The 22,650-nt window shown below is 74.7% G+C and carries 21 protein-coding genes and 1 riboswitch; of the genes, 14 read left to right on the forward strand and 7 right to left on the reverse strand.

Annotated elements, in window-relative coordinates; translation table 11 throughout:
* Nucleotides 1-52: 52 nt before the first annotated feature.
* From LFA75_RS15205 to LFA75_RS15215, 3 genes are all read left to right on the forward strand, one after another.
* Nucleotides 53-757 (forward strand): LytR C-terminal domain-containing protein, encoded by a 705-nt coding sequence (locus LFA75_RS15205; protein WP_225234458.1) that lies wholly within the window; start codon nucleotides 53-55, stop codon nucleotides 755-757.
* A gap of 99 nt (nucleotides 758-856) precedes the next feature.
* Complete coding sequence (locus LFA75_RS15210) at nucleotides 857-3,706, forward strand: alpha/beta fold hydrolase (protein WP_225234459.1); 2,850 nt, start codon at nucleotides 857-859, stop codon at nucleotides 3,704-3,706.
* A complete protein-coding gene (locus LFA75_RS15215; RefSeq protein ID WP_225234460.1) occupies nucleotides 3,703-4,566 on the forward strand; it encodes an ABC transporter permease in 864 nt (287 codons plus the stop codon). Before LFA75_RS15210 ends, LFA75_RS15215 begins: the two co-directional genes overlap by 4 nt.
* Nucleotides 4,567-4,570: 4 nt before the next feature.
* Here the strand turns inward: LFA75_RS15215 and LFA75_RS15220 are convergent, their stop codons facing one another.
* Entirely contained in the window at nucleotides 4,571-5,392 is an 822-nt protein-coding gene (locus tag LFA75_RS15220; protein ID WP_225234461.1) for an HAD family hydrolase, read from the reverse strand.
* Between the two features lie 33 nt (nucleotides 5,393-5,425).
* Nucleotides 5,426-5,542, forward strand: a riboswitch (SAM riboswitch).
* Nucleotides 5,543-5,554: 12 nt separating this feature from the next.
* On the opposite strand from LFA75_RS15220, the gene thrC reads away from it, so the two are divergent.
* The 4 genes from thrC (at nucleotide 5,555) to LFA75_RS15240 (ending at nucleotide 10,469) form a co-directional block, all read left to right on the forward strand.
* On the forward strand, nucleotides 5,555-6,862 hold the full coding sequence (gene thrC, locus LFA75_RS15225; protein ID WP_225234462.1) for a threonine synthase: 1,308 nt from the start codon (nucleotides 5,555-5,557) through the stop codon (nucleotides 6,860-6,862).
* A gap of 139 nt (nucleotides 6,863-7,001) precedes the next feature.
* Entirely contained in the window at nucleotides 7,002-7,469 is a 468-nt protein-coding gene (locus LFA75_RS15230) for a hypothetical protein (protein WP_225234463.1), read from the forward strand.
* Between the two features lie 186 nt (nucleotides 7,470-7,655).
* Nucleotides 7,656-9,281: a chaperonin GroEL gene (gene groL / locus LFA75_RS15235; protein ID WP_225234464.1), complete on the forward strand. Its 1,626-nt coding sequence runs from the start codon at nucleotides 7,656-7,658 to the stop codon at nucleotides 9,279-9,281.
* Between the two features lie 192 nt (nucleotides 9,282-9,473).
* Complete coding sequence (locus LFA75_RS15240; RefSeq protein WP_225234465.1) at nucleotides 9,474-10,469, forward strand: iron-siderophore ABC transporter substrate-binding protein; 996 nt, start codon at nucleotides 9,474-9,476, stop codon at nucleotides 10,467-10,469.
* Nucleotides 10,470-10,538: 69 nt separating this feature from the next.
* Here LFA75_RS15240 and LFA75_RS15245 read toward each other — a convergent pair whose 3' ends face one another.
* Both LFA75_RS15245 and LFA75_RS15250 read right to left on the reverse strand, forming a co-directional pair.
* Nucleotides 10,539-11,534, reverse strand: coding sequence for a Gfo/Idh/MocA family protein (locus LFA75_RS15245; protein ID WP_225234466.1), 996 nt, complete (start codon nucleotides 11,532-11,534; stop codon nucleotides 10,539-10,541).
* Nucleotides 11,531-11,881, reverse strand: a complete 351-nt coding sequence (locus tag LFA75_RS15250) for a bleomycin resistance protein (protein ID WP_225234467.1) — start codon at nucleotides 11,879-11,881, stop codon at nucleotides 11,531-11,533. Before LFA75_RS15250 ends, LFA75_RS15245 begins: the two co-directional genes overlap by 4 nt.
* A 17-nt stretch (nucleotides 11,882-11,898) precedes the next feature.
* Here LFA75_RS15250 and LFA75_RS15255 point away from each other — a divergent pair, with 17 nt between their 5' ends.
* The gene (locus tag LFA75_RS15255; RefSeq protein WP_225234468.1) at nucleotides 11,899-12,186 is read left to right on the forward strand and encodes a DUF4031 domain-containing protein; all 288 of its coding nucleotides are present in this window, start codon (nucleotides 11,899-11,901) and stop codon (nucleotides 12,184-12,186) included.
* Here LFA75_RS15255 and LFA75_RS15260 read toward each other — a convergent pair.
* Nucleotides 12,146-12,766, reverse strand: coding sequence for an HD domain-containing protein (locus LFA75_RS15260; RefSeq protein WP_225234469.1), 621 nt, complete (start codon nucleotides 12,764-12,766; stop codon nucleotides 12,146-12,148). The two genes, LFA75_RS15255 and LFA75_RS15260, sit on opposite strands and share 41 nt — an antisense overlap.
* Nucleotides 12,763-13,599 carry a M20/M25/M40 family metallo-hydrolase gene (locus LFA75_RS15265; protein WP_225234470.1) on the reverse strand — a complete coding sequence of 279 codons (837 nt, stop codon included), beginning with the start codon at nucleotides 13,597-13,599 and terminating at the stop codon, nucleotides 12,763-12,765. The genes LFA75_RS15260 and LFA75_RS15265 overlap by 4 nt, the downstream gene beginning before the upstream one ends.
* 408 nt (nucleotides 13,600-14,007) lie before the next feature.
* Here LFA75_RS15265 and LFA75_RS15270 point away from each other — a divergent pair, with 408 nt between their 5' ends.
* Nucleotides 14,008-14,781 (forward strand): phospholipid scramblase-related protein, encoded by a 774-nt coding sequence (locus tag LFA75_RS15270; RefSeq protein ID WP_225234471.1) that lies wholly within the window; start codon nucleotides 14,008-14,010, stop codon nucleotides 14,779-14,781.
* A gap of 214 nt (nucleotides 14,782-14,995) precedes the next feature.
* On the opposite strand, the gene LFA75_RS15275 is transcribed toward LFA75_RS15270, so the two are convergent.
* On the reverse strand, nucleotides 14,996-16,423 hold the full coding sequence (locus LFA75_RS15275; RefSeq protein WP_225234472.1) for a glucose-6-phosphate dehydrogenase: 1,428 nt from the start codon (nucleotides 16,421-16,423) through the stop codon (nucleotides 14,996-14,998).
* Nucleotides 16,424-16,556: 133 nt separating this feature from the next.
* Between LFA75_RS15275 and LFA75_RS15280 the strand changes: the two genes are divergently transcribed.
* Together LFA75_RS15280 and LFA75_RS15285 are read left to right on the forward strand one after the other, a co-directional pair.
* A complete protein-coding gene (locus LFA75_RS15280; RefSeq protein WP_225234473.1) occupies nucleotides 16,557-17,096 on the forward strand; it encodes a DUF7282 domain-containing protein in 540 nt (179 codons plus the stop codon).
* Nucleotides 17,097-17,181: 85 nt separating this feature from the next.
* On the forward strand, nucleotides 17,182-18,468 hold the full coding sequence (locus tag LFA75_RS15285; protein WP_225234474.1) for an MFS transporter: 1,287 nt from the start codon (nucleotides 17,182-17,184) through the stop codon (nucleotides 18,466-18,468).
* 16 nt (nucleotides 18,469-18,484) lie between these two features.
* Here LFA75_RS15285 and LFA75_RS15290 read toward each other — a convergent pair whose 3' ends face one another.
* Complete coding sequence (locus LFA75_RS15290) at nucleotides 18,485-18,877, reverse strand: DUF3592 domain-containing protein (RefSeq protein ID WP_225234475.1); 393 nt, start codon at nucleotides 18,875-18,877, stop codon at nucleotides 18,485-18,487.
* A 130-nt stretch (nucleotides 18,878-19,007) separates the two neighbouring features.
* Here LFA75_RS15290 and LFA75_RS23875 point away from each other — a divergent pair, with 130 nt between their 5' ends.
* Genes LFA75_RS23875 through LFA75_RS15300 form a run of 3 tightly spaced genes read left to right on the forward strand, consistent with a single transcriptional unit; the run spans nucleotide 19,008 to nucleotide 22,637 of the window.
* Entirely contained in the window at nucleotides 19,008-19,130 is a 123-nt protein-coding gene (locus tag LFA75_RS23875; protein WP_263639381.1) for a hypothetical protein, read from the forward strand.
* 37 nt (nucleotides 19,131-19,167) lie between these two features.
* Nucleotides 19,168-22,083 carry a helix-turn-helix transcriptional regulator gene (locus tag LFA75_RS15295; RefSeq protein ID WP_225234476.1) on the forward strand — a complete coding sequence of 972 codons (2,916 nt, stop codon included), beginning with the start codon at nucleotides 19,168-19,170 and terminating at the stop codon, nucleotides 22,081-22,083.
* Nucleotides 22,080-22,637 (forward strand): DapH/DapD/GlmU-related protein, encoded by a 558-nt coding sequence (locus LFA75_RS15300; RefSeq protein ID WP_225234477.1) that lies wholly within the window; start codon nucleotides 22,080-22,082, stop codon nucleotides 22,635-22,637. Before LFA75_RS15295 ends, LFA75_RS15300 begins: the two co-directional genes overlap by 4 nt.
* The last annotated feature ends 13 nt before the right edge of the window (nucleotides 22,638-22,650 follow it).

The raw sequence follows: 22,650 nt of genomic DNA on the forward strand, positions 1-22,650 counted from the left end.
CAAACCGGAGGCCGGCATACGAAGTCCTCTCTGTTCTCGTGGCCTCGGAGTTGTGTATGAGAGGCGGGCCGCCGACGAGGCCCCACCCGCCGGGACGCCCGGGCGAGCAGCCGCGCCGGGCACCGGCGAGACCGGGGTCATCGGCGGTCGGGCCACTACCCGGGCCGAGCGCCAGGCCGTCGACGTCGTGCGCCGCCGCGAGGAGCGCCGGCAGGGCATCACGCCGATCCCGCCGCTGCCCGAGGAGGGCCGCCGCGGCTCCCGCGGCCTGGTCATCGGTCTGGTGTCCTTCGTCGTCGTGGCGCTCGTGCTGCTCGGCGTGTGGTCCTTCCAGGGCCCGGACACCCAGGAGTCGGCCAGCACCGCACCGGCCACCACCTCCACCGCCGCGTCGGCGACCACCACCGCCGCGCCGCCCCCCGCCCCGGTCACCACGCCTGCGGGGCCGACCGGTCCGGTGTTCGCGCCGGTGACCGTGCTCAACGCGACCACCGTCAACGGCCTGGCCGGCGACATCGGCACGGTGCTGGCCGACGGCGGCTGGGAGATCCGGGAGGAGGGCAGCTACGGCGAGCAGGACGTGGCGGTCACCACGGTCTTCTACACCGCTGGCGACGCCCAGCAGGAGCAGGCGGCGGCCACCCTCCAGGCGCAGTTCCCGGACATCCAGGGCGGGCCCTCTGAGCGGTTCTTCGAGGTGGAGGGAGTGCCCGACCCCGGCCTCGTGGTGATCGCGACCGGCAACTGGCAGCCCTGACCGGCTGACCGGCCGCACAGCGCGCGCACAGGTCCGTCGCCCGCGGAACACAGCCCGGTCGCCGTCCGTTCACCGCCCGTGCGTCCCACCCGCGGGCTCGTGCGACCCAGCCCGCGCCCCGGCGCCCGCGCGACCGTCGCCGCCCTCACCACCGTCCTGACCGCCGCCGTGCTGCTCGCCGTCCCCTTCGCCGCGCCGGCGTCGGCGGCCGAGGACGTCGCGACCGAGGACGCCACCGTGCCCTCGGGCAGCGGCGAGGACGCCGTGGAGCTCGACACCACCGTCTACGTGCCGTCCTCGGCGACCGCGGACGACCCGGCGCCGGCCGTCGTCCTCGCGCACGGCTTCGGCGGCAGCAAGGCCTCGGTGGCCGACGACGCCCGCGACCTCGCCGGCCGCGGCTACGTGGTGCTGACCTACTCGGCCCGGGGGTTCGGCGACAGCACCGGCCAGATCGGGCTGGACGACCCCCGGTACGAGGTCGCCGACCTCTCCACGATGCTCGACCTGCTGGCCGACCGGGACGACGTCGAGCTCGACGCCCCGGGCGACCCGCGGGTGGGCGTGGCCGGGGCGAGCTACGGCGGTGCGCTGGCGCTGCTGGGTGCCGCCTACGACGACCGGGTCGACGCCATCGCCCCGCAGATCACCTGGAACTCCCTCACCACCGCGCTGTTCCCCTCGCAGGCAGGGGCGGTGGACGGCGAGACCCCGGCGGCCACCCCGACCACCGGCGACAGCGGGGTCTTCAAGCGGCTGTGGTCCGGGTTGTTCTTCGGTGCCGGGTCGGTCCCGACCGGGGACGGCCTGCTGGCCTCGCTGACCGGCGGCGCGAGCGGTGCCGGCGCCGGCGGGCTGCCCGACGTCGACCCCTCGACGCTGGACTCCGCCGCCGTCGAGCAGGCGCTGACCTGCGGCCGGTTCCGGGCCGACATCTGCGCCGCCTACCAGGTCGCCGCGGCCAGCGGCACGCTCACCCCGGAGATCGCCGCGGTGCTGGACCGGTCCTCGCCGGCCGCCGTGCTCGACCGGATCACCGCACCCACGCTGCTGGTGCAGGGCACCCAGGACTCGCTGTTCGGGCTCGGCCAGGCCGACGCCAACGCCCGGGGCATCGCCGCGAACGGCACCCCGGTCTCGGTGGTCTGGTACGACGGCGGCCACGACGCCAGCGCGTCGGAGGGTGACACCGCCGACCTCCGCGACCTGGTCGCCGGCTGGTTCGACGTGCACCTGCGCGGCACCGGCGAGGACCGCGGCACCGAGTTCACCTTCCCGGTCCCGACCGGCGTCGGGGCGGCGACCGGCAGCGTGCAGGGCGGCAGCCAGACCGAGACCGCCGCGGCCTACCCGGGCCTGTCCGGCGACCCGGTGGCGCGCACCGACGTCCCGCTGTCGGGCACGACGTTCCCGGTGGTCACCCCGCCGGGCGGCAACCCCGCGGCCATCACCACCGTCCCGGGCCTGGGCGCGGTCACCGCCGCCCTGGGCGGCACGACGGTGGAGATCCCCGGCCAGTTCGCGGCGTTCGACTCCGAGCCGCTGACCGACGCCGTCGACGTGGTCGGTGCGGCCACCACCACGCTGACCGTGTCCTCGCCGACCGGGACGGCGACGCTGTTCGCCAAGCTCTACGACGTCTCGGCCGACGGCAGCCAGACCCTCCCCTCGGGCCTGGTGGCCCCGCTGTCGCTGACCGGGCTGTCCACCGACCCGACCGCGCCCACCGAGGTGCAGGTGACCCTGCCCGGGATCGTGCACCGGTTCGAGGTCGGCCACACGATGCGCGTGCTGGTCTCCTCCACCGACCAGGCCTTCGCCGCGCCGGCCGAGTCCGGCGTCTACGCCGTCGGGCTGGCCGACGGCGCCGCGCTGGCCGCCCCCACCGTCGACGGCACCGTCAGCACCGCCTCTGGCGCCACCCGCTGGTGGGTGCTGCTGGGCGTGCTGGTCGCGCTCGGCCTGGCCGGGGTGGTCGTGGCGAAGCTGTGGGGCGCCCGGCGCCGGAAGCAGCTGTCGGTCGTCGAGCCCGACGGCGAGGACGTGCCGCTGCGCTTCTCCGGGGTGACCAAGTCCTACAAGGACGGTTTCACCGCCGTCCGCGACCTGTCCTTCGAGGTCCGCCGCGGCCAGGTGCTCGGCCTGCTGGGCCCCAACGGCGCCGGCAAGACCACCTCGCTGCGGATGCTCATGGGCCTGATCCGGCCGACCGAGGGCACCATCTCCGTCTTCGGCCACCCGGCCACCCCCGGCGCCCCGGTGCTGTCCCGGCTGGGCTCCTTCGTCGAGGGCACCGGCCTGCAGCCGCACCTGTCCGGCCGGGACAACCTGGAGCTGTACTGGGCGGCCACCGGCCGGCCGCTGGCCGACGCCCACCTGGACGAGGCGATCGCCATCGCCGGCCTCGGGACGGCGCTGGACAAGCGCGTCCGCTCCTACTCCCAGGGCATGCGCCAGCGGGTGGCCATCGCGCAGGCCATGCTCGGCCTGCCGGCCCTGCTCGCCCTCGACGAGCCGACCAGGGGGCTGGCCCCGCCGCAGATCCACGCCATGCGCGAGGTGCTGCAGGACTACGCGGCGACCGGCCGCACGGTCATCGTGAGCAGCCACCTGCTGGCCGAGATCGAGCAGACCTGCAGCCACGTCGTCGTGATGGCCAAGGGCCAGAAGGTCGCCGAGGGCACGGTCGAGGAGATCGTCGGCACCGGGGGAGCGGTGCTGGTCGTGCTCGAGGACCCGGCGGACGCCGACCGCGCGGTCGCCGTCCTCGAGGGCCTGGACGGCGCCTCGGTCGAGCGCGCCGACGAGGGCCTGGTCGTCGAGCTGGCCGGTGCCTCCCGGGCCTCGGCGGTCGCCGCCCTGGTCGGGGCCGGCATCGGGGTCGACCAGGTCACCCCGCGTCGCCGCCTGGAGGACGCGTTCCTGTCGCTGGTGGGGGAGAGCTCGTGAGCACCGTCCAGTCCACCGGGGCCGTCGCCGGCTACCGGCCCGAGCGCACCCTGCGGCTGTCGGTCGAGCTGCGCCGGCAGTTCAAGCGGCGGCGCACGATCGGCGTCTTCGCGCTGATGGTGGCGCTGCCGCTGCTGCTCATCGCCGCCCTGCAGCTGGGCGCCAGCGAGGACGCGCAGGCCAACAGCCGGCTCAACCTGGTCGACGTCGCGACGTCGTCCGGGCTGAACTTCACCCTGTTCGTGCTGTTCGCGACCACCTCGTTCTTCCTGGTGGTCGTCTACGCGCTGTTCTTCGGCGACACCGTGGCCAGCGAGGCGCAGTGGGGGTCGCTGCGCTACGCGCTGGCCACCCCGGTGCCGCGGATGCGGCTGCTCCGGCAGAAGTGGCTGGCCGCGCTGGTGCTGTCGGTGTCGGCGCTGCTGACCGTCACCGTGGTGGCCGTGGTCGCCGGCGGCATCGCGTTCGGCTTCGAGGACATCCAGACCCCGATCGGGATCAGCATCGACCAGGGCCAGGGGATGCTCCGGCTGGCCGGGATGGTCGGCTACCTCGCCGTCCACCTGCTGGTCGTGGGCACGCTGGCGTTCTGGCTGTCCACGGTGACCGACGCGCCGCTGGCCGCGGTCGGCGGGTCGGTGTTCACGATGTTCGTCTTCGCGATCCTCGACCAGGTCGAGCAGCTGGGCAGCATCAGGGACTACTTCCCGACCGCCGAGGAGTTCGCCTGGACCGACCTGCTGCAGACCCCGGTCGACAGCGGGGACCTGTACCGCGGGGTCATCCAGTCGCTGCTCTACGCGGCGGTGTTCACCGCGCTGGCCTTCCGGCACTTCGCCCGCCGCGACGTCACGAGCTAGGCAGCTACCCGAGGGCGGCGCGGACGGCCTCGGCCCAGCCGAGACCCATCGCGCCGGCGGTCGCCGCCACGTCCGGCAGGGCGGCGATCGCCTCGGCCATGCCGGGGACGGCGGCGCCGTTCGCGGTGATGAACAGCCGACCGACGGCCGGCGCCATCTCCAGGTCGCTGACCGAGTCGCCGACCGCCACCGCGTCGGCCGGGTCGATCGCGCGCCGGGCCAGGTCCCAGGCGATCGCGGAGCCCTTGCCGATGCCGCGCGGCATCAGGTGGAAGACGTGCGGGTCGCCCTCGACGTCCAGCGTCATCCGCGAGGTGCGGGGGACCCGGCCGTTGTCCTTGAGGGTCAGCCACCCCCAGCCGCGGTCGGCGAGCCACGCGTCGACCTCGGCGGTGCCCACCCGGCCGCGGAGCATGGCGTCGCCGGTGTGCGTGGCGTGCCAGGGGGAGTGCCACTCCAGCTGCCCCGGCCAGGCCGCCACCAGCGCGTCCACCACGCCGAGCCCGGCCATCACCTCGACCGGGGTGCGCCCGGCGAACTCCGCGGGCAGGTCGCCGGTCAGCAGGTGGGTCTCCCGGCCGCCGGCCCAGCTCACCAGCGAGCCCAGCTCGGCGATGTGCCCGTCGACGGCGAAGACCCGGCCGGCCTCCTGCAGCTGGGCGTGGGTGCGCCCGGAGACCAGGACCAGCGGCACGCCGGCCCGGTGCAGCTCCAGCAGCGCCGTCCAGGGCTGCGCGGTGAGCTCCCCGGTGGCGGTGTGCACGAAGGACCCGCGCGGGCCGACCATCGTGCCGTCGAGGTCGGTGTAGACGATGGCTGCGGGCACGGCGCCCATCCTGCAGTAAGGTCCGGGGCGTTCCACTCATCCAGAGGGGCAGAGGGACACGGCCCGATGAAGCCCCGGCAACCACTGCGCGAGCAGCAGGTGCCCCATCCGTCCTGCGCGGTCGACGACCCGGCGCAGGGAAGATGAGGAGGTAGTCGTCGCATGACCCTGACCGCTCCCGAGGCCACCACCGGCCCCACCACCCCCGGCCCCGCCACCACCGTCGCCGCCAACCCGGCCCGCGGGCTGGTGTGCCGCAACTGCGGTGCCACCTTCGGCCTGATCGCCGAGCACGCCTGCGCCGAGTGCTTCGGCCCGCTCGAGGTCGACTACGACCCCGAGCTCATGCGCGCGGTCACCCGCGAGCAGATCGAGGCCGGCCCGCACAACATCTGGCGCTACGCCCCGCTGCTGCCCACCGGCCAGGACCCGGCCGACCGGGTGAGCCTGGACCCGGGGATGACCCCGCTGGTGCGGGCGCAGCGGCTGGGCGACGAGCTCGGCTTCACCGCCCCGCTGTGGGTGAAGGACGACTCGGCCAACCCGACGCACTCGTTCAAGGACCGCGTCGTCAGCCTGGCCGCCACCGCCGCCAAGGGGTTCGGCTACGCCAAGATCGCCTGCGCCTCGACCGGCAACCTGGCCAACTCGGTGGCCGCCCACGCCGCCCGCAATGGCCTGCCCTCGTTCGTGTTCGTGCCCAGCGACCTGGAGCCCGGCAAGATCGTCCAGTCGGCGGTGTACGGCCAGGCCCTCGTCGCCGTCGACGGCTCCTACGACGACGTCAACCGGCTGACCAGCGAGCTCGCCGAGACCGACGAGTTCGAGGACTGCGCCTTCGTCAACCAGAACGTCCGGCCCTACTACGCCGAGGGCTCCAAGACCGTGGGCTACGAGATCGCCGAGCAGCTCGGCTGGCGCATCCCGGCCCAGGTCGTGATCCCGATGGCGTCGGGGTCGCTGCTCACCAAGGTCGACAAGGCCTGGAAGGAGCTGGTGGCCGCCGGCATCGTCGAGGACACCCCCTGGAAGGTCTTCGGTGCCCAGTCGGCCGGCTGCGACCCGATCGCCACCGCGTTCGACAACGGCTGGGACGTCGTCAAGCCGGTGAAGCCGACCGGCATCGCGAAGAGCCTGAACATCGGCAACCCCGCCGACGGGCCCTACGCCCTGGACGCGATCCGGCGCACCGGTGGCTCGGTCGGCCGGGTCGGGGACGACGAGATCGTGGCCGGCATCCGCGACCTGGCCCGCACCACCGGCGTCTTCGCCGAGACCGCGGGCGGGGTGACCACGGCCGTGCTCCGCCAGCTCGTGGAGAAGGGGCTGCTGGACCCCGCGCAGGAGACGGTGGTGCTCAACACCGGCGAGGGGCTCAAGACCCTCGACCCGCTCGCCCCGGTCGTCGGCCCCACCCACCACGTGCAGCCCTCGCTGCGCTCGCTGCGCGAGGCCGGCCTCATCGCCTGAGGTCGGCCGCGTCGGTGCCGCAACCTGGGTCGACCCACCCCGTGGCTCCTCACCCCAGTCCACGACCTGGGGTGAGGGTCTGCGCGGGGGGTCCACCCAGGCTGCGCCGGGCGCCGGCGTGGGGCCGGAGGCCGGCGCGGTGACCACGCCCTCCGAGCCCTCGCGCCAGGTGCCCCGACCGGTGCCGGTCGTCGTCCGGCCGCGGTCGTGGGCGCCCGCGCTGCTGGTCGGCCACGTCGCGCTGGCCGTCGTCCTCGTGGTGATCTCGCTCGTCCTGCTGGTCGCCGGGGCGGGGGAGCGGGCCGTCGGCGGACCCCTGGCGGCCGTGCTGGTGGGCCTGCTGGTCGTCGGGGCCGTCGCACGCCGGTTCGGCACCCGGCCGCAGACCCGCGGGGGTCGCTGGTCGACGGTGCTCGGCCTGGCCGTCGTGGGCCCGTGGGTCTGGTACGTGCTCGGCGTGGCCGGGTTGTCCGGGTACACCGGGCCCCTGCTCGGCGTCCTGGCGCTCTACCTCTGGGTGTACGTCCTGGCCCTCGTGGTGGCCGCCGTGCTGGTCGCGTTTCTGGACCTGGCCGCCGGCGAGGTGCTCCGCCGACGGCGGGGGTGACCCCCGTTCTTGCACTCGCCTGGGTCGAGTGCCAGACTCGGGCTGGCACTCGGAGCATCTGAGTGCCAACCAGGTCGGGCCGGTGAGGCATCGGCACGTGGGCCGCAGGAGCGTCCACGGTGCAGGTGCCGTCCGTCGCGGGCGCCGCCCGACCAGCAGCGAGCCACGCATGGAGGACACCACCACATGGCCAAGATGATCGCCTTCGACGAAGAGGCCCGCCGCGGCCTCGAGCGGGGCATGAACACCCTCGCCGACGCCGTCAAGGTCACCCTCGGCCCCAAGGGCCGCAACGTCGTGCTGGAGAAGAAGTGGGGTGCCCCCACCATCACCAACGACGGTGTGAGCATCGCCAAGGAGATCGAGCTCGAGGACCCGTACGAGAAGATCGGGGCCGAGCTCGTCAAGGAGGTCGCGAAGAAGACCGACGACGTCGCGGGTGACGGCACCACCACCGCCACCGTGCTCGCCCAGGCCCTCGTCCGCGAGGGGCTGCGCAACGTCGCCGCCGGCGCGAACCCGATGGCCCTGAAGAAGGGCATCGAGAAGGCCGTCGCCGCCGTCTCCGAGTACCTGCTCTCGACCGCCAAGGACGTGGAGACCAAGGAGCAGATCGCTGCCACCGCCTCCATCTCCGCCGCTGACCCGGCCATCGGCGAGCTCATCGCCGAGGCGATGGACAAGGTCGGCAAGGAAGGCGTCATCACCGTCGAGGAGAGCAACACCTTCGGCCTCGAGCTCGAGCTCACCGAGGGCATGCGCTTCGACAAGGGCTACACCTCGCCCTACTTCGTGACCGACACCGAGCGCATGGAGGCCGTCCTCGACGACCCGTACGTGCTCGTCGTCAACTCCAAGATCAGCTCGGTCAAGGACCTGCTGCCGCTGCTGGAGAAGGTCATGCAGTCCGGCAAGCCGCTGCTGATCATCTCCGAGGACGTCGAGGGCGAGGCCCTCGCGACCCTGGTGGTCAACAAGATCCGTGGCACCTTCAAGTCGGCCGCCGTCAAGGCCCCCGGCTTCGGTGACCGCCGCAAGGCCATGCTCGGCGACATCGCCATCCTCACCGGTGGCCAGGTCATCTCCGAGGAGGTCGGCCTCAAGCTGGAGAACGCCGGCATCGACCTGCTGGGCCGCGCCCGCAAGGTCGTCGTCACCAAGGACGAGACCACCATCGTCGAGGGTGCCGGCGACCAGGACCAGATCGCCGGTCGGGTCAACCAGATCCGCGCCGAGATCGAGAAGTCGGACTCCGACTACGACCGCGAGAAGCTGCAGGAGCGCCTGGCCAAGCTGGCCGGTGGCGTCGCCGTCATCAAGGCCGGCGCCGCGACCGAGGTCGAGCTCAAGGAGCGCAAGCACCGCATCGAGGACGCCGTCCGCAACGCGAAGGCCGCCGTCGAGGAGGGCATCGTCGCCGGGGGTGGCGTCGCGCTCGCGCAGGCCTACTCCGTCTTCGACAAGCTCGAGCTCACCGGCGACGAGGCCACCGGGGCGAACATCGTCCGCGTGGCCCTCGAGGCCCCGCTCAAGCAGATCGCGATCAACGCCGGCCTCGAGGGCGGCGTCGTGGCGGAGAAGGTCCGCAACTCCGAGATCGGCTGGGGCCTGAACGCTGCCTCGGGCGAGTACGTCGACCTGGTCGCCGCCGGCATCATCGACCCGGCCAAGGTCACCCGCTCGGCCCTGCAGAACGCCGCCTCCATCGCGGCGCTCTTCCTCACCACCGAGGCCGTCATCGCCGACAAGCCGGAGAAGTCCGCGCCGGCGATGCCCGGTGGCGACGGCGGCATGGGCGGCATGGACTTCTGAGTCCCGCCGCACCACCGCCGGCGTGAGCCGGCACCAGCACCACCTGCACTGCCCGGACGGGGCGGTCTCCTCAGGGAGGCCGCCCCGTTCGGCGTCCGCACAGCGTGCGCACAGACCGGGGTCCGAGCGGTTGGCAAGGGCAGGCTAACCTCATCCGGTACCCGTCGGACCCACCCTGGAGCGCACCCCCTCATGACCCGTCGTCCCCTGGCCGCCCTCGCCACCGCCGCCCTGGCGCTGACCCTGACCGCCTGCGGCAGCTCCGACGAGGAGACCCCGGCCGCCGGTGGCTCCTCGTCGTCCGACGGCGCCTTCCCGGTGACCATCGAGCACACCTTCGGCGAGACCACGATCGAGGCCGAGCCCGAGCGGGTGGTGACCATCGGCTTCAACGAGCAGGACTTCGCCCTCGCGCTGGGTGTCACCCCCGTCGGCGTCCGCGAGTACCTGAGCTACGACGCGAACACCCGGCCCTGGGCGGTGGACCTGCTGCCCGACGAGCCGCTGCCGACCGTGGGTGCCGAGGAGCTGGACCTCGAGGCGATCGCGGCGCTGCAGCCCGACCTGATCCTGGGTGTCTACTCGTTCATCGACGAGAGCACCTACGACCTGCTGTCGCAGATCGCCCCGACGGTGGCCGAGTCCGCCGACTACGAGCTCGGCGCCACCCCGTGGCAGGAGCAGACCCGGATGGACGGCGCCGCCCTGGGCAAGGCCGACGAGGCCGACGCGCTGGTCGCCGACGTCGAGGGCGCCTTCGCCGACGCCCGCGAGGCCAACCCCTCCTTCGAGGGCCAGACCCTGGCGCTGGACTACTGGTTCCAGGGCACCCACGGCGCGCTGCCGGACACCGACCTGCGCATGCAGTTCTTCACCGAGCTGGGCTTCCAGGCACCGGCCACGACCGGCTCGCTGTCCGCGGAGTCCCTCGAGGCGCTGGACGGCGACGTCCTGGTCGCCGCGGGCACCGACCAGGCCACGCTGCTGGCCGAGCCGCTGTTCGCCGCGCTGCCCGTGGTGGCCGAGGACCGCACCGTCTTCGTCGGCGGGTTCGACAAGCAGTTCCCGGCCGCCCTGGGCTTCACCAGCCCGCTGTCGCTGCCCTACGCGCTGGAGCTGATCGTGCCGCCGCTGGCCGCCGCGGCCGACGCCGACCCGGCCACCCCGGTGGAGCAGATCGCCATCTGATCCGCGCCGCGGCGCAGGCAACGGAACCTCTGCACCCCCTCCCGCGCCGCGGAGGGGGTGCAGAGGTTCCTATGCCTCCGGGGGCGCCTCGGTGAAGCTCACGCCCAGCTGGGCGGCGGCCTCCTCGAGCACTCGCATCACGGCGAGTGTGTCGGCCAGCGGCATGACCGCGGACTCGGTCCGCCCGGCCAGCACGCCCTCGTGCACCTCGGCGATCTCGTGGCTGTAGCCGGTGCCGGCGGCCGGGAGGGTGATCTCCTCGGGGTCGGCACCGGCGCGGTGCAGCACGATCGTCGCCGGGTGGTGGAAGCGGGGGAGCACGTCGACCCACCCCGTCGTCCCGAAGACCCGGGCCTGGCCGGGGAGGGCGTTGCGCAGCGAGGTCTGCAGCGTGGCCGAGCGCCCGTCGGCCCACCCCAGCAGCAGCGCGGCCTCGGCGTCCACGCCGGTGGGGAAGGTCGAACCGGTGGCCCGCACGGTGTCCGGGTCGCCGAGCAGCATCTGGGCGAAGGACACCACGTAGACGCCGAGGTCCAGCAGCGCGCCGCCGCCGAGCTCCTTGGCGAACAGCCGGTCGGCCGGGTCGAACTCGCGCGCGACGCCGAGATCGGCCTGCACCGAGCGGACCTCGCCGACCGCGCCGTCGGCGATCAGCTCCCGCAGCCGGACGACGGCCGGCTGGAAGCGGGTCCACATCGCCTCCATCACGAAGACCCCGGCCGCCCGGGCGGCGTCGACGACCTCCTGGCTGCCGGCGAGCGTGGCGGTGAACGCCTTCTCCACCAGCAGCGACTTGCCCGCGGCGATGGCCTGCAGGGCGACCGCGTGGTGCTGCGGGTGCGGGGTGGCCAGGTACAGCACGTCGACGTCGGGGTCGGCGACCAGCTCGGCGTAGGACCCGTAGGCGGTCGGGACGCCGTGCCGGTCGGCGAAGTCCCGTGCCCGGTCCAGGGAGCGGGACCCGACCGCGGTCACCCGCGCCCCCGGCACGTGCGGGAAGTCCCGCACGACGTTCTCGGCGATCCGGCCCGGTCCGACGATGCCCCAGCGGGTCTCAGCACTCACCCGGACGACGGTAGCGGGGACACGAACCGCAGCAGGTTCCCGTCCGGGTCGATGTGCCAGCCCTCGCGGATGCCGTAGTCGGTGTCCACCGGCCCGCCGGTCCGCGGCACGTCGGCCCAGCGCCGGGCCAGGTCGTCGGCATCGGGCACGTGCAGGAACACCGCGGAGGCCGTCCGCGCCGGGTCGTGGTCGGCGACGACGGACAGGTGCAGCTCCACCCCGGCCAGCGCGGCGAACCCGTAGGTGTCGTCGTGCCGGCTCACCGTGCAGCCGAGGGCGGCGTAGTGCGCCAACGCCCGGTCCAGGTCGGTCACGGGCAGGATCGGGCACGCCCGGGCCTCGGTCATGCTGCGACGATGGCACGGTGGCCGTGCTGATCGACACCCCCGTCTGGCCCTGGCGGGGGCGGCTGTGGTCGCACCTGGTCAGCGACACCTCCTACGACGAGCTGCACGCCTTCGTCGAGGCCGAGCTGGGCATCCCGCGGCGGGCGTTCCAGGGCGACCACTACGACGTCCCGGAGGAGCTGCACGCCGTCGCCGTGGCGGCGGGGGCGGAGTCGGTGCCGGCCCGGGAGCTACTGGCCCGGCTGCTCGCGGCCGGGCTGCGGGTCAGGAAGCCCGGGCGCGGAGGAGCTGCAGCTCGGCGGTGAGGTTGGCCCGGGCCGGCTCGGTCCACGGCTGGGCGGTCGGCGTCCGGTAGAGCCGGGGGAGGGCGAGCAGGTGCTCCAGGACGGCGATCCGGCCGGCGGTGAACACGTCGTCGGCCAGGTGCCCGTACTCCGCCCGCACCGCCGAGGCGTAGCCGGCGTAGGCCGCGGGCGGGGAGGCCAGCACGGCCAGGTCGGCGTCGCAGAGCACCGCGCCGTCGGCGTCGGCGTCGGCCGGGTCGTGGCCGGCGGTCAGCCGGACCAGCCGGGCGACCTCCGCGCGCTGCCCGTCGGGCACCAGGCCGCGCAGCCCCACCTCGGCGCGCTGCGCGCTGACCTCCTCGTTGTCCGCGGCGGTCGGGTCGTAGGCGACGTCGTGGTACCAGGCGGCCAGCGCCACGGCGACCGGGTCGGCGGCGTGCCCGGACAGCTCGCCGACCAGCCCGAGGACGGCGGCCAGGTGGGCAAGGTCGTGGTAGCTGCGGTGCGGTTCACCCCAGGCGGCCACCAGCGCGGCCCACTCGGTGCGGGTGGTGGGGGAGTCCTCGGTCAGGGCGGCGAAGTCCTCGTAGGAGACGGTCACGGCTCCACCGTGCACTGCCGCAGCGCGGTCAGCGCGAGCACCCGGGCCACGTGCCCGACGTCGGCCACCGGGACCTGCTCCCGCGGGGCGTGCGCCAGGGCCAGGTCCCCGGGCCCGTAGTGCAGCGTCGGCACCCCGGCCGCGGCGTAGAGCCGCAGGTCGGTGCCGGCCGGCACGTACCGCTCGACGGGGCGGGCCCGCCCCAGGTCGACGACGGCGTCCTGCACGGCCGGCAGCATGGGTGACCCCTGCGGCAGCCGGCCGCTGGCGAAGCTGCCGCCGACCCACTCCACCCGGGCGGGGTGGTCGTTCAGCCACCCGTGCCCGGCGCAGGAGGCGGCGACCGCGGCCTCGAACGCGGCCTTCGCCGTCTCCACGGGCTCGTCGACCTGCACCCCGAAGCGGCCCTCGGCGACCAGCCGGTCGGGGACGGTGGAGGACCAGTCGCCGGCCTGCACCGTGCCGATCGAGATGCCGTAGGGCAGCGCGGTGCCCAGGAACCGGTCGACGTCGCGCTGCCGGCCGGCCTCGAACTCCCGGATGCCGGCGTGCAGGTCGGCGAAGGCCTCGACGGTGCTGACCCCGCGGTCCCGCATGGCGCCGTGCGCGGCCAGGCCGGTCAGGGTGAGCCGGAAGGTCAGGGCGCCGGCGTTCGCCGTCATCACCGCACCGGCGGTGGGCTCCGGGATGATGCAGGCCGCACCCCGGTGGCCGCGGCGGAGCGTCGCCCAGGCGCCCAGCCCGCCGTCCTCCTCGCCGACGACGCTGTGCACGGCCAGCGGTCGGGCCAGCCGGACCCCGGACGCGGCGACCGCCCCGGCTCTTATACACATCCATCTGACGCTACGACACTCCCTGTGGGCGGCGCTGCGGGCGTCGGTCAGACAAAAAGAGAAAGANCGCTGTGCCCGCAGAGCACCAGCCCGGGCTCGCCCGCGCCGAGGGTGCCGACCACCCCGACGGCCTCCTCGCGCACGGCCTCCTGGCCCGGGGCGTCGGGTGCGGTGGCCGCCTCGGTCAGGTCGATCGCCCAGACGTCGGTGTCGGCGCCCATGTCCCGCAGCCACCCGGCCACCAGGTGCTGGGCCTCGGACTCCGCCGCGGTGCCGCCCACCGAGGGCACCGCCACCAGCTCGCGCAGGCGCGCCAGGAGCCACCCGTCGTCGACCGCGTCGAGGACGCGGGCCTCGGTGTCTGTCAGGTCGGCCACGGGCCCAGTCTGGCGCACTACCTTGCACGCCATGACCTCTCCGCCGCCCCCGCCGGGCTGGTACCCGGACCCCGCCGGCACCCCGGCCAGCCGCTGGTGGGACGGGCAGAACTGGACCGACCACCTGCAGCAGCCGCAGCAGGCCGCACCCCCGCAGGCCGCACCGCAGCAGGTCCAGCAGCAGTACGCGCCGCAGCAGCACGGCCGGTCGATCCTGCTCGAGCAGCCGACGCTGGTGGTGTCCCAGAAGACGAAGCTGATCGAGCTGACGAACGAGTACGCGGTCTTCGACGGCAACGGCCAGCAGCTGGGCGCTGTCGTCCAGGTCGGCCAGTCGGCGGCGAAGAAGGCGCTGCGGTTCGTCTCCTCGCTGGACCAGTTCCTCACCCACACCCTGGAGGTGCGGGACGCCACCGGGGTGGTGCTGGTGCTGGTCCGGCCGGCGAAGCTGGTGAAGTCCCGGGTGCAGGTGTCGCGCGGGTCCGGCGAGCCGGTCGGGGAGATCGTCCAGGCCAACGCCTTCGGCAAGATCCGCTTCGACCTCGTCGTCGGCGGCCAGGTCGTCGGCGCGATCCAGGCGGAGAACTGGCGGGCGTGGAACTTCGCGGTCACCGACCACACCGGCCAGGAGGTCGCCCGGATCACCAAGACCTGGGAGGGCCTGGCCCGGACGATGTTCACCACGGCCGACAACTACGCCGTCCAGGTCCACCGGCGCCTGGAGGACCCGCTGGCGAGCCTGGTGCTGGCCTCCGCGCTCACCGTCGACACGGCGCTCAAGCAGGACGACCGCGGGTTCGGCTGACGAGCGGGCCCGGGACGCGTACCGTGGACGACGTCCGGGCCGGGCGATCTGTGTCCCCGGGCTCCACTGGATAACTGCCGCCGGGGAATACCGCTCTCACGAGGCTGGAGCCCCGGATGCGCAACTCGCCGCGAGGCGACCAGCGTCCGGCTCGGACCCCACCGCACGACGAAGGCCCCCTCCCGCACGGAGGGGGCCTTCGTCGTTCCGGGTCCTACTGCTCGGTCTGGCCGAGGAGCCAGCCGTGCTCGCCGGCCAGCGCGGTCGCCTGGGCCGGGCCCCACGAGCCCGGCTCGTACGGGTGCACCTCGGGCCGGTCGTCGAGCACCGGCTGCAGGGCCCGCCAGGTCTGGGCCAAGCCCTCGCTGGTGGTGAACAGCGACCGGTCGCCGGTGAGCACGTCGTGGATCAGCGAGACGTAGGGCGGCAGCGGGTCCCCGCCGGGGATCTTGGACAGGTCCAGGGAGACCCGGGCCGGGGCCATCGCCAGGTCCGGGCCGGGCCGCTTGGCCATCACGTCGATGTCGACCGCGCCGGCACCGGCCAGCGACAGGGAGATCACGTTGCCGTTGGCCGGCACGTCGTTGACCGGGCCCTTGGGCCGGTGCAGCACCAGGCTCACCCGCTGCTCCTTGGCCGCCATCCGCTTGCCGGTGCGCAGGATGAACGGCACGCCGCGCCAGCGGCCGGAGTCGATGAACAGCCGCGCGGCCACGAAGGTGTCGGTGGTGCTGTCGTCCGGGACGCCGTCCAGGTCGCGGTAGCCGTCGAACTGGCCCAGGACGACGTCCTCGGGCGCCAACGGCCGGAAGGCGGCCAGCACGGACTCCCGGGCGGCGAGGATGTCGTCGGCGGCGAAGCTGACCGGGGGCTCCATGGCCACCTCGGCAGCGACCTGGAACAGGTGGGTGACCAGCATGTCCAGGGTGGCGCCGGTGCCGTCGTAGAAGTCGGCCCGGTCGGCGACGTCGAGGTCCTCGGGCACGTCGATCTGCACCTGGGCGACGTGCTCCCGGCTCCAGACGTGCTCGAAGAGGCCATTGGCGAAGCGCAGCACGTGCAGGTCCTGGGTGCCCTCCTTGCCCAGGAAGTGGTCGATCCGGAAGACCTGCTGCTCGTCGAACACCGAGTGCACGACCTCGTCGAGCTCGCGGAAGCCGTCGGGCGAGGCGCCGTAGGGCTTCTCGTAGACCACGCGGGAGCCCTCGGCGAGGTCGTGCTCGCCCAGCGCCTTGGTGTAGTCCAGGAAGTTCTTGGGCGGCAGCGACAGGTAGTGCACGAGCTGGGACTCCTCGCCCAGGTCCTCGCGCGCCGCGGAGACCGCGTCCAGCAGCTGACCGGGGTCCTCGACGGTGAAGCCGCCGCCGGCGAACCGCAGCCGGGCGGCGAACTCGTCCCAGGGGCCGTCGTCCGGGGAGGGCCCGAACTCCTCCAGGGCCCCGCGCACGTGCTCGACGAAGTCGTCGTCGGAGCGCTCGCCGCGGCCGCTGCCGATCAGCCGCCAGTCCGGGGGCAGCAGGCCGTGCTGGGCGAGCTGGAAGAAGGCGGGCAGCACCATGCGGCGCGCGAGGTCGCCGGTGGCCCCGAACAGCACGAAGACGGTGGGTGGGGACTTGCGGTCGGTCGTCCCGTTCTCGGGCACGGTGGTCCTCTCGTCGGCAGTTCTCGGTGCGGAGCATGCCCCGCCCACCAGGACGTACGCCTCGGGATCTGGATGAGACAGCTCTCATCCGGACCTCATGGGTGCCTCCCGGTCCACGGGCAGCATCCCTGCCATGACCACACGACGCCTCCTGCTCGCCCTGCCCGCCGTCGCCGCGGTCGCCCTCCTCCCCGCCTGCGGCTCCGACGACGACGTCCGCGGCGCCGCGACCTCGGGCACCGCCGGCGGCCCGTCCTCGTCCTCGAACGCCTCCGCCCCCGCGGTCGACGGCGGCAGCAGCGCGGCCGCCGCGCTGCAGCTGCAGGACCAGACCGGCGACGGGGCCACCGTGCAGGTGGCCTCGGTGACCGCCGTCGAGGACGGCTTCGTCGTCGTCACGCTGGACGACGACCAGGCCGGGCCCGGGCAGCTGCTGGGCTCGGCCGAGGTGCCCGCCGGCACCAGCACCGACGTCCGGGTCGACCTGGACACCCCGGTCCCGCCGGCCACGGACGACGACGACGGCACCGAGATCACCGCGACCCTGGTCGCGGACACGAACGGCAACGGCAGCTACGACGAGGGCACCGACCAGGCCGTCCCGGAGCCGCAGGACGACGACGACGACGATGACGACGCGGTGGACGACGACGCGGACTACCGCCTGACCTGATCCACCTGTGGGTGCTCGGTGAGCGCGCTGGGACCGTGATCGCTAACGTGACGCAGGTCCCAGCGCCGCCCCGACGGAGGACCCCGTGACCAGCACCGTCGCACGCGAGGCCGAGCACAAGCTGCCGGTCAAGACCCTGGTCTCGGCCAGCATCGGCAACGCCGTGGAGTGGTTCGACTGGACCGTCTACGCGACGTTCGTCGTCTACTTCGCCGGCCAGTTCTTCCCCGCCGAGAACGACGCGCTCGCGCTGATCGGCGCGACCTCGACCTATGCGCTGGCGTTCTTCTTCCGCCCGCTCGGCGGCTACGTGCTCGGCCGGTTCGCCGACCTCAAGGGCCGCAAGGCCGGCATGCTGGTCACGATCCTGCTGATGGCCGGCGGGTCCCTGGTGATCGCGATCCTGCCGACCTACGAGCAGGTGGGCTGGTTCGCCCCGGTCCTGCTGCTGCTGGCCCGCATCGCGCAGGGCATGTCGCTGGGCGGCGAGGTCTCCAACGCCTCGGCCTACCTCGCCGAGATCGCCCCGCCGGCCCGCCGCGGCCGCTACTCGGCCTTCTTCTACATCTCCACCGGCACGGCGCTGCTGCTGGCCTCGCTGCTGGGCGTCCTGCTCACCACGGTGCTCAGCGAGGACCAGCTGCAGGCCTACGGCTGGCGGATCGCGTTCGCCACCGGCGGGCTGCTGGGCTTCGTGGGCCTGTGGCTGCGCCGCTCGCTGGTCGAGACCGACCAGTTCGAGGAGAACGCCGCCAAGGCCCGGGCCACCAAGAACCCGCTGATGCAGACCATCAAGGAGCACCCGCGGGCGGTGCTGCAGCTGTGCGCCTTCACCCTGCTGTCCACGCTGAGCTACTACACGTTCTTCTCCGCGCTGACCCCGTTCGCCATCAACTTCCGCGGGGCCGACGGCAACCAGGTCTTCATCGCCCTCAGCATCGGCACCGCGCTGTTCGTCGCGCTCTGCTACCCGTTCGGTGCGCTGTCGGACCGGGTCGGCCGCAAGCCGCAGATGCTGGTGTGGTCCGGGGCGATGGCGGTGCTGATCATCCCGCTGTCGTTCCTGGTGCGCGACGACCTGCTCTCGCTGATCGTGGTCTTCTGCGTCGGGCTGGGCCTCTACGCGATGATGGCGTCGCTGGCGCCGGCGGTGATGAGCGAGCTGTTCCCCACGGAGCTGCGGGCCACCGGGATCGGCTCCTGGTACAACCTCACGGTCGCGCTGTTCGGCGGTACGGCACCGCTGGTGATCACCGCGCTGTCCGACGCGGGGCACCCGGTGTTCTTCTTCGTCTACGTGGCCGTCGCCGCCGCGATCGCCTTCGCCGTCATCCTCGGCCTCAAGGAGACCAAGGGCACCGAGCTGCGCTGAGCGGGCGCCGCCGGGGTCAGGCCAGCACGACCCCGGCGGCCACCAGCAGCACGCCGAGCACGTCCAGCACCGGGCCGAGCAGCCCGATCCGCAGGCCGCCGTCCCGGACGAACCGCTCCGGCCGCTCCGGGTCGTAGCGGACGGCGACCGGGCCCCCGGTCGGGTACACCCCGACGTCCACGGTCGTGGACTGGGTGGCGGTCACCACCTGGCCCTCCCGGGTGGTGAACCGGACGACGGGGAAGGACTGCCCGTTGGTCTGCCGGTACCCGGTCACCTCGCCCCGGGCCGGCACCCAGGCCGCGGTGCGCCGCACCCGCAGGACGACCAGGCCGGCGCCGGTGGCCATCAGCAGGACGCCGACGACGAGCAGCGCGGTGGTCACGGACGGCGGCACGACGGGGAGCACGACCCCAGCCTGCCGCACCCCCTCAGTCGCCGTCCCGGTGCAGGACGACGTGACCACCCCATGCCCGAGGGCCCCCCTCAGGCCGAGCGTCACCGTCACCGCACCACCGACGGACGACGAGGAGCACACCGTGGACAGCTACTGGGGATCCGGGACCGAGGCCGAGCTGGCCTGGCGGCGCGAGCAGCTGGGCGCCCTGCGCCGGCGCACCCCGCCCGGGCAGCGGCGGCCCTGGCGGCTGCGCCGTCGCTGAGCCGCCCGTGTCGGAGGGCCGTGCCACCATCGCCGACGTGCCGCAGTGGGTCGAGGGTGCGCTCGTCGGGCGGGCCGGGGAGCTGTCCCGGCTGACCGCCTCCGTCGACCGTGCCCGCGAGGGCCGACCGTCGGCGGTGCTCGTCGCCGGGGACGCCGGGGTGGGCAAGAGCCGGCTGCTCACCGAGGTCGCCCGGCACGCCGGTGCCTGCGGCGTCCGGGTGCTCACCGGGCACTGCCTGGACCTCGGCGACGTCGGGCTGCCCTACCTGCCCTTCGTGGACCTGCTGCGCCCGCTGCGCGAGGAGCCGCCGGCGGCCGCCCGCCGTCCCGCGGTGGCCCCGCTGCTGGCCGCGCCCGGCGCCGCGGCCCGCCCCGAGGGCGCCGACGACCGGCTCCAGCTGTTCGAGGGCGTGGCCGGCCTGCTCGGCGAGCTCGCCGCCGAGCAGCCGCTGCTGCTGGTGCTGGAGGACCTGCACTGGGCCGACCGGTCCAGTCGCGACCTGCTGCGCTACCTGCTGGCCCGCCTCGTCGACGAGCCGGTGGCCCTGCTGGCCAGCTACCGCAGCGACGACCTGCACCGCCGGCACCCGCTGCGCCCGCTGCTGGCCGAGCTGGCCCGCCTGCCCGGCGTCGAGCGGCTGGACCGGGCCCCGCTGCCGGACGCCGAGATGGCCGACCTGGTCCGCGCCGTGGCCGCCGGCGACGGCGGGGTCGCCGAGGGCGTCGTCGCCGACGTGGTCTCCCGGGCCGAGGGCAACGCGTTCTACGCCGAGGAGCTGCTGGCCGCCGGGGTCCGCGGCGGCGCGCTGCCGCTGGGGCTCACCGAGGTGCTGCTGACCCGGGTCGAGGAGCTGGGCGAGGCCGCCCAGCAGGTGTTGCGGGTGGCCGCCGTCGCCGGCCGCCGGGTCCCGCACGCCCTGCTCGCCGCGGTCGCCGGGCTCGACGGCCCGGCACTGGACGCCGCGGTGGGGGAGACGGTGTCCCGGCACCTGCTCGTCGTGGACCCCGACGGGCGCTACCGGTTCCGGCACGCCCTGCTGCGCGAGGCGGTGCTGGCCGACCTGCTGCCCGGCGAGCGGACCCGGCTGCACGCCGCGGTGGCCGCCCGGCTGCGCGCCGACGGCACCGGCACCGCCGCCGAGCTCGCCCACCACGCCCGGGGGAGCAACGACCTGCCGGCCGCCTTCGCCGCCGCGCTGCAGGCCGCCGACGAGGCCGCCGCGGTCGGCGCGCCGGCCGAGGCGCTGCAGCAGCTGGAGAGCGCGCTCACCCTCTGGCCCGCGGTGCCCGGCCAGCACGCCGCGGTCCCCGACGGCGAGGTCGGCCTGCTGCTGCGCGCCGCCGCCCAGGCCCGCTCGGCGGGGGAGCTGCACCGCGGGGCCTCGCTGCTGCGGGCCGCCCGGGACCTGGTGGCCGGCCGCCCCGACGCCGCGCTCGCCGCCCGGGTGCACCACCGGCTGGCCCAGCTGCTGCTCCGCCTGGACGACGTCCCCGGCGCGGTCGAGGCCGCCGAGCGGGCCGTCGAGCTGGCCCCCGTCGAGCCCCTGGGGCCCGACCGGGTCTGGGCGCTGGCCACCCGGGCGCGCACCGCCTGGGCCGCCGGCGGGCAGGACGACATCGGCGAGCAGGCCGCCCGGGAGGCGCTGCAGGGCGCCGAGGCGCTGGGCCTGGAGGACGCGTGGTCGGACACCGTCATCTCGCTGGCCCGGATGACCGGCGGCGGCGACCCGGGCACCCGCACCGCCCGGCTCACCGAGGCGCTGGCCCGCGCCCGCCGGGCCGGGGACCCCGACGTGGAGATGCGGGCGGCGTTCAACCTGGCCTCGGCCGCCTACGAGGACGGCGACCTGGCCGCGGCCGCGGGCTGGATCGACCCGGCCGTGCGCCGCGCCCACGAGCTGGGCGTGGAGTGGAGCTACTACCCGGCCGAGCTGCGCTTCCTGCAGGTGCTCGTCCGGATCGGGGCCGGTGACTGGGACGGTGCGCGGGCCGCGGCCGAGGAGCTGGGCCGGGTGCCCGACACCGCCGCGCACGTCCGGGTCGCCGGGCTGCACGTGGCGATCGCCCGGGGCGAGGACGGGCTGACCGAGCAGGTGGAGCAGGCCGAGGCGGTGGCCCAGCGGATGGGGCGAGCCAGCCTGCTGCTGTCGGCCGGCAGCGCGGGGGTGGAGCTGGCCGGCTGGCGCGGGGACGCCGCGGCGGCGGTCGCGGTCACCGAGCGCACCGTCCGGCGGGTGCGCGAGGTGTGGCCGCTGGACTTCCTCGTCGCCGTCCGGCTCGTCGCGCTGTGCGTGGGCACGGTGGCCGACGCTGCGGCCGCCGCGCGGGCCACCGGCGACGCCGCGACCGCCGACCGGTGGGTGCAGACCGGCGAGCGGCTGGCCGAGCTCGCCGACGAGGCGCAGGCCGTCTTCGCCGAGCACGTGGGCCCGGTGCTGTGGGAGGGCCGGGCATGGGCCCTGCGGCTGGACGCCGAGCGCGGCCGGCTGCACGGCCGGGTCGACCCTGCGGCGTGGGCGGCCGTCGTCGCCGCGTTCGACGGCCGCGACGTGCACGAGCGCGCCCGCAGCCGGGCCCGGGAGGCCGAGGCGCTGCTGGCGGCCGGTGACCGGGAGGCGGCGCTCGACGCCGCCCGGGACGCGCACGCGGTGGCGCAGCAGCTGGGTGCCCGGCCGCTGCGCGCGCGGGTCGAGGCGCTGGCCCGGCGCGGCCGGCTGGACCTCGGCCTGCCCGGCGTGCGGGTCGCCGACCCGGCGGCGGTCTTCACCCCGCGCGAGGCCGAGGTGCTCGCGCTGGTCGCCCGGGGGATGACCAACCGGCAGGTCGGCGCGGCGCTCTACATCAGCGAGAAGACCGCCAGCGTGCACCTGTCCCGGGTGCTGGCGAAGCTGGGCGCCTCCGGGCGGACCGAGGCCGTGGCGATCGCCGCCGAGCGGGGACTGCTGCCGTGAGCCGGGTGCTGACCGCCCCGCTGTGGTGGGTCGTCGAGCGCGCCGCGGCCGGGCCGTACCTCCGCCGCGACGCCGACAGGTTCGCCGAGTGCCTGCCCCGGCCGGCGTGGTCGGGGCTGTCGCCGCGGGCCCGGTTCGGCCGGTTGGTGGTGCACCCCCCGGAGTTCCGCTCCGTGGTGCACTACCGGCTCACCCCGCTGCCGGCCGTCCTCCGCTGGCTGCTGCGCCGGGCCTACCCGCCGCTGCCCACGCTGCACATCGGCGCCCCGCACGTCGGGCCCGGGCTGTTCGTCGAGCACGGCTTCGGCACCGTGCTGACCGCGGCGTCGGTGGGGGAGGACTGCTGGGTCAACCAGGGCGTGACGGTCGGCCACACCGGCCGGGGTCAACCGGTCATCGGCGACCGGGTGCGGCTGGGTGCCGGTGCGGTCGTGGTCGGCCCGGTGCACGTGGGCGACGGCGCGGTGGTCGGCGCCGGCGCGGTGGTGCGCAGCGACGTCCCGGCCGGCGCCGTCGTGGTGCCGCCGGAGGCCGGCCGGCTCGACCGGCCCTGATCCCCCTGGTGGT

The organism is Klenkia terrae, from assembly GCF_900491935.1.
Taxonomy (GTDB): domain Bacteria; phylum Actinomycetota; class Actinomycetes; order Mycobacteriales; family Geodermatophilaceae; genus Klenkia; species Klenkia terrae.

Excerpts from the sequence above, each read along its gene's own strand:
- LFA75_RS15280 (WP_225234473.1), top strand. The coding sequence starts at position 16,557 with ATGACCACACGACGCCTCCTGCTCGCCCTGCCCGCCGTCGCCGCGGTC.
- LFA75_RS15240 (WP_225234465.1), top strand. The coding sequence starts at position 9,474 with ATGACCCGTCGTCCCCTGGCCGCCCTCGCCACCGCCGCCCTGGCGCTG.
- thrC (WP_225234462.1), top strand. The coding sequence starts at position 5,555 with ATGACCCTGACCGCTCCCGAGGCCACCACCGGCCCCACCACCCCCGGC.
- groL (WP_225234464.1), top strand. The coding sequence starts at position 7,656 with ATGGCCAAGATGATCGCCTTCGACGAAGAGGCCCGCCGCGGCCTCGAG.
- LFA75_RS15250 (WP_225234467.1), bottom strand. The coding sequence starts at position 11,881 with ATGACCGAGGCCCGGGCGTGCCCGATCCTGCCCGTGACCGACCTGGAC.
- LFA75_RS15265 (WP_225234470.1), bottom strand. The coding sequence starts at position 13,599 with ATGTGTATAAGAGCCGGGGCGGTCGCCGCGTCCGGGGTCCGGCTGGCC.
- LFA75_RS15270 (WP_225234471.1), top strand. The coding sequence starts at position 14,008 with ATGACCTCTCCGCCGCCCCCGCCGGGCTGGTACCCGGACCCCGCCGGC.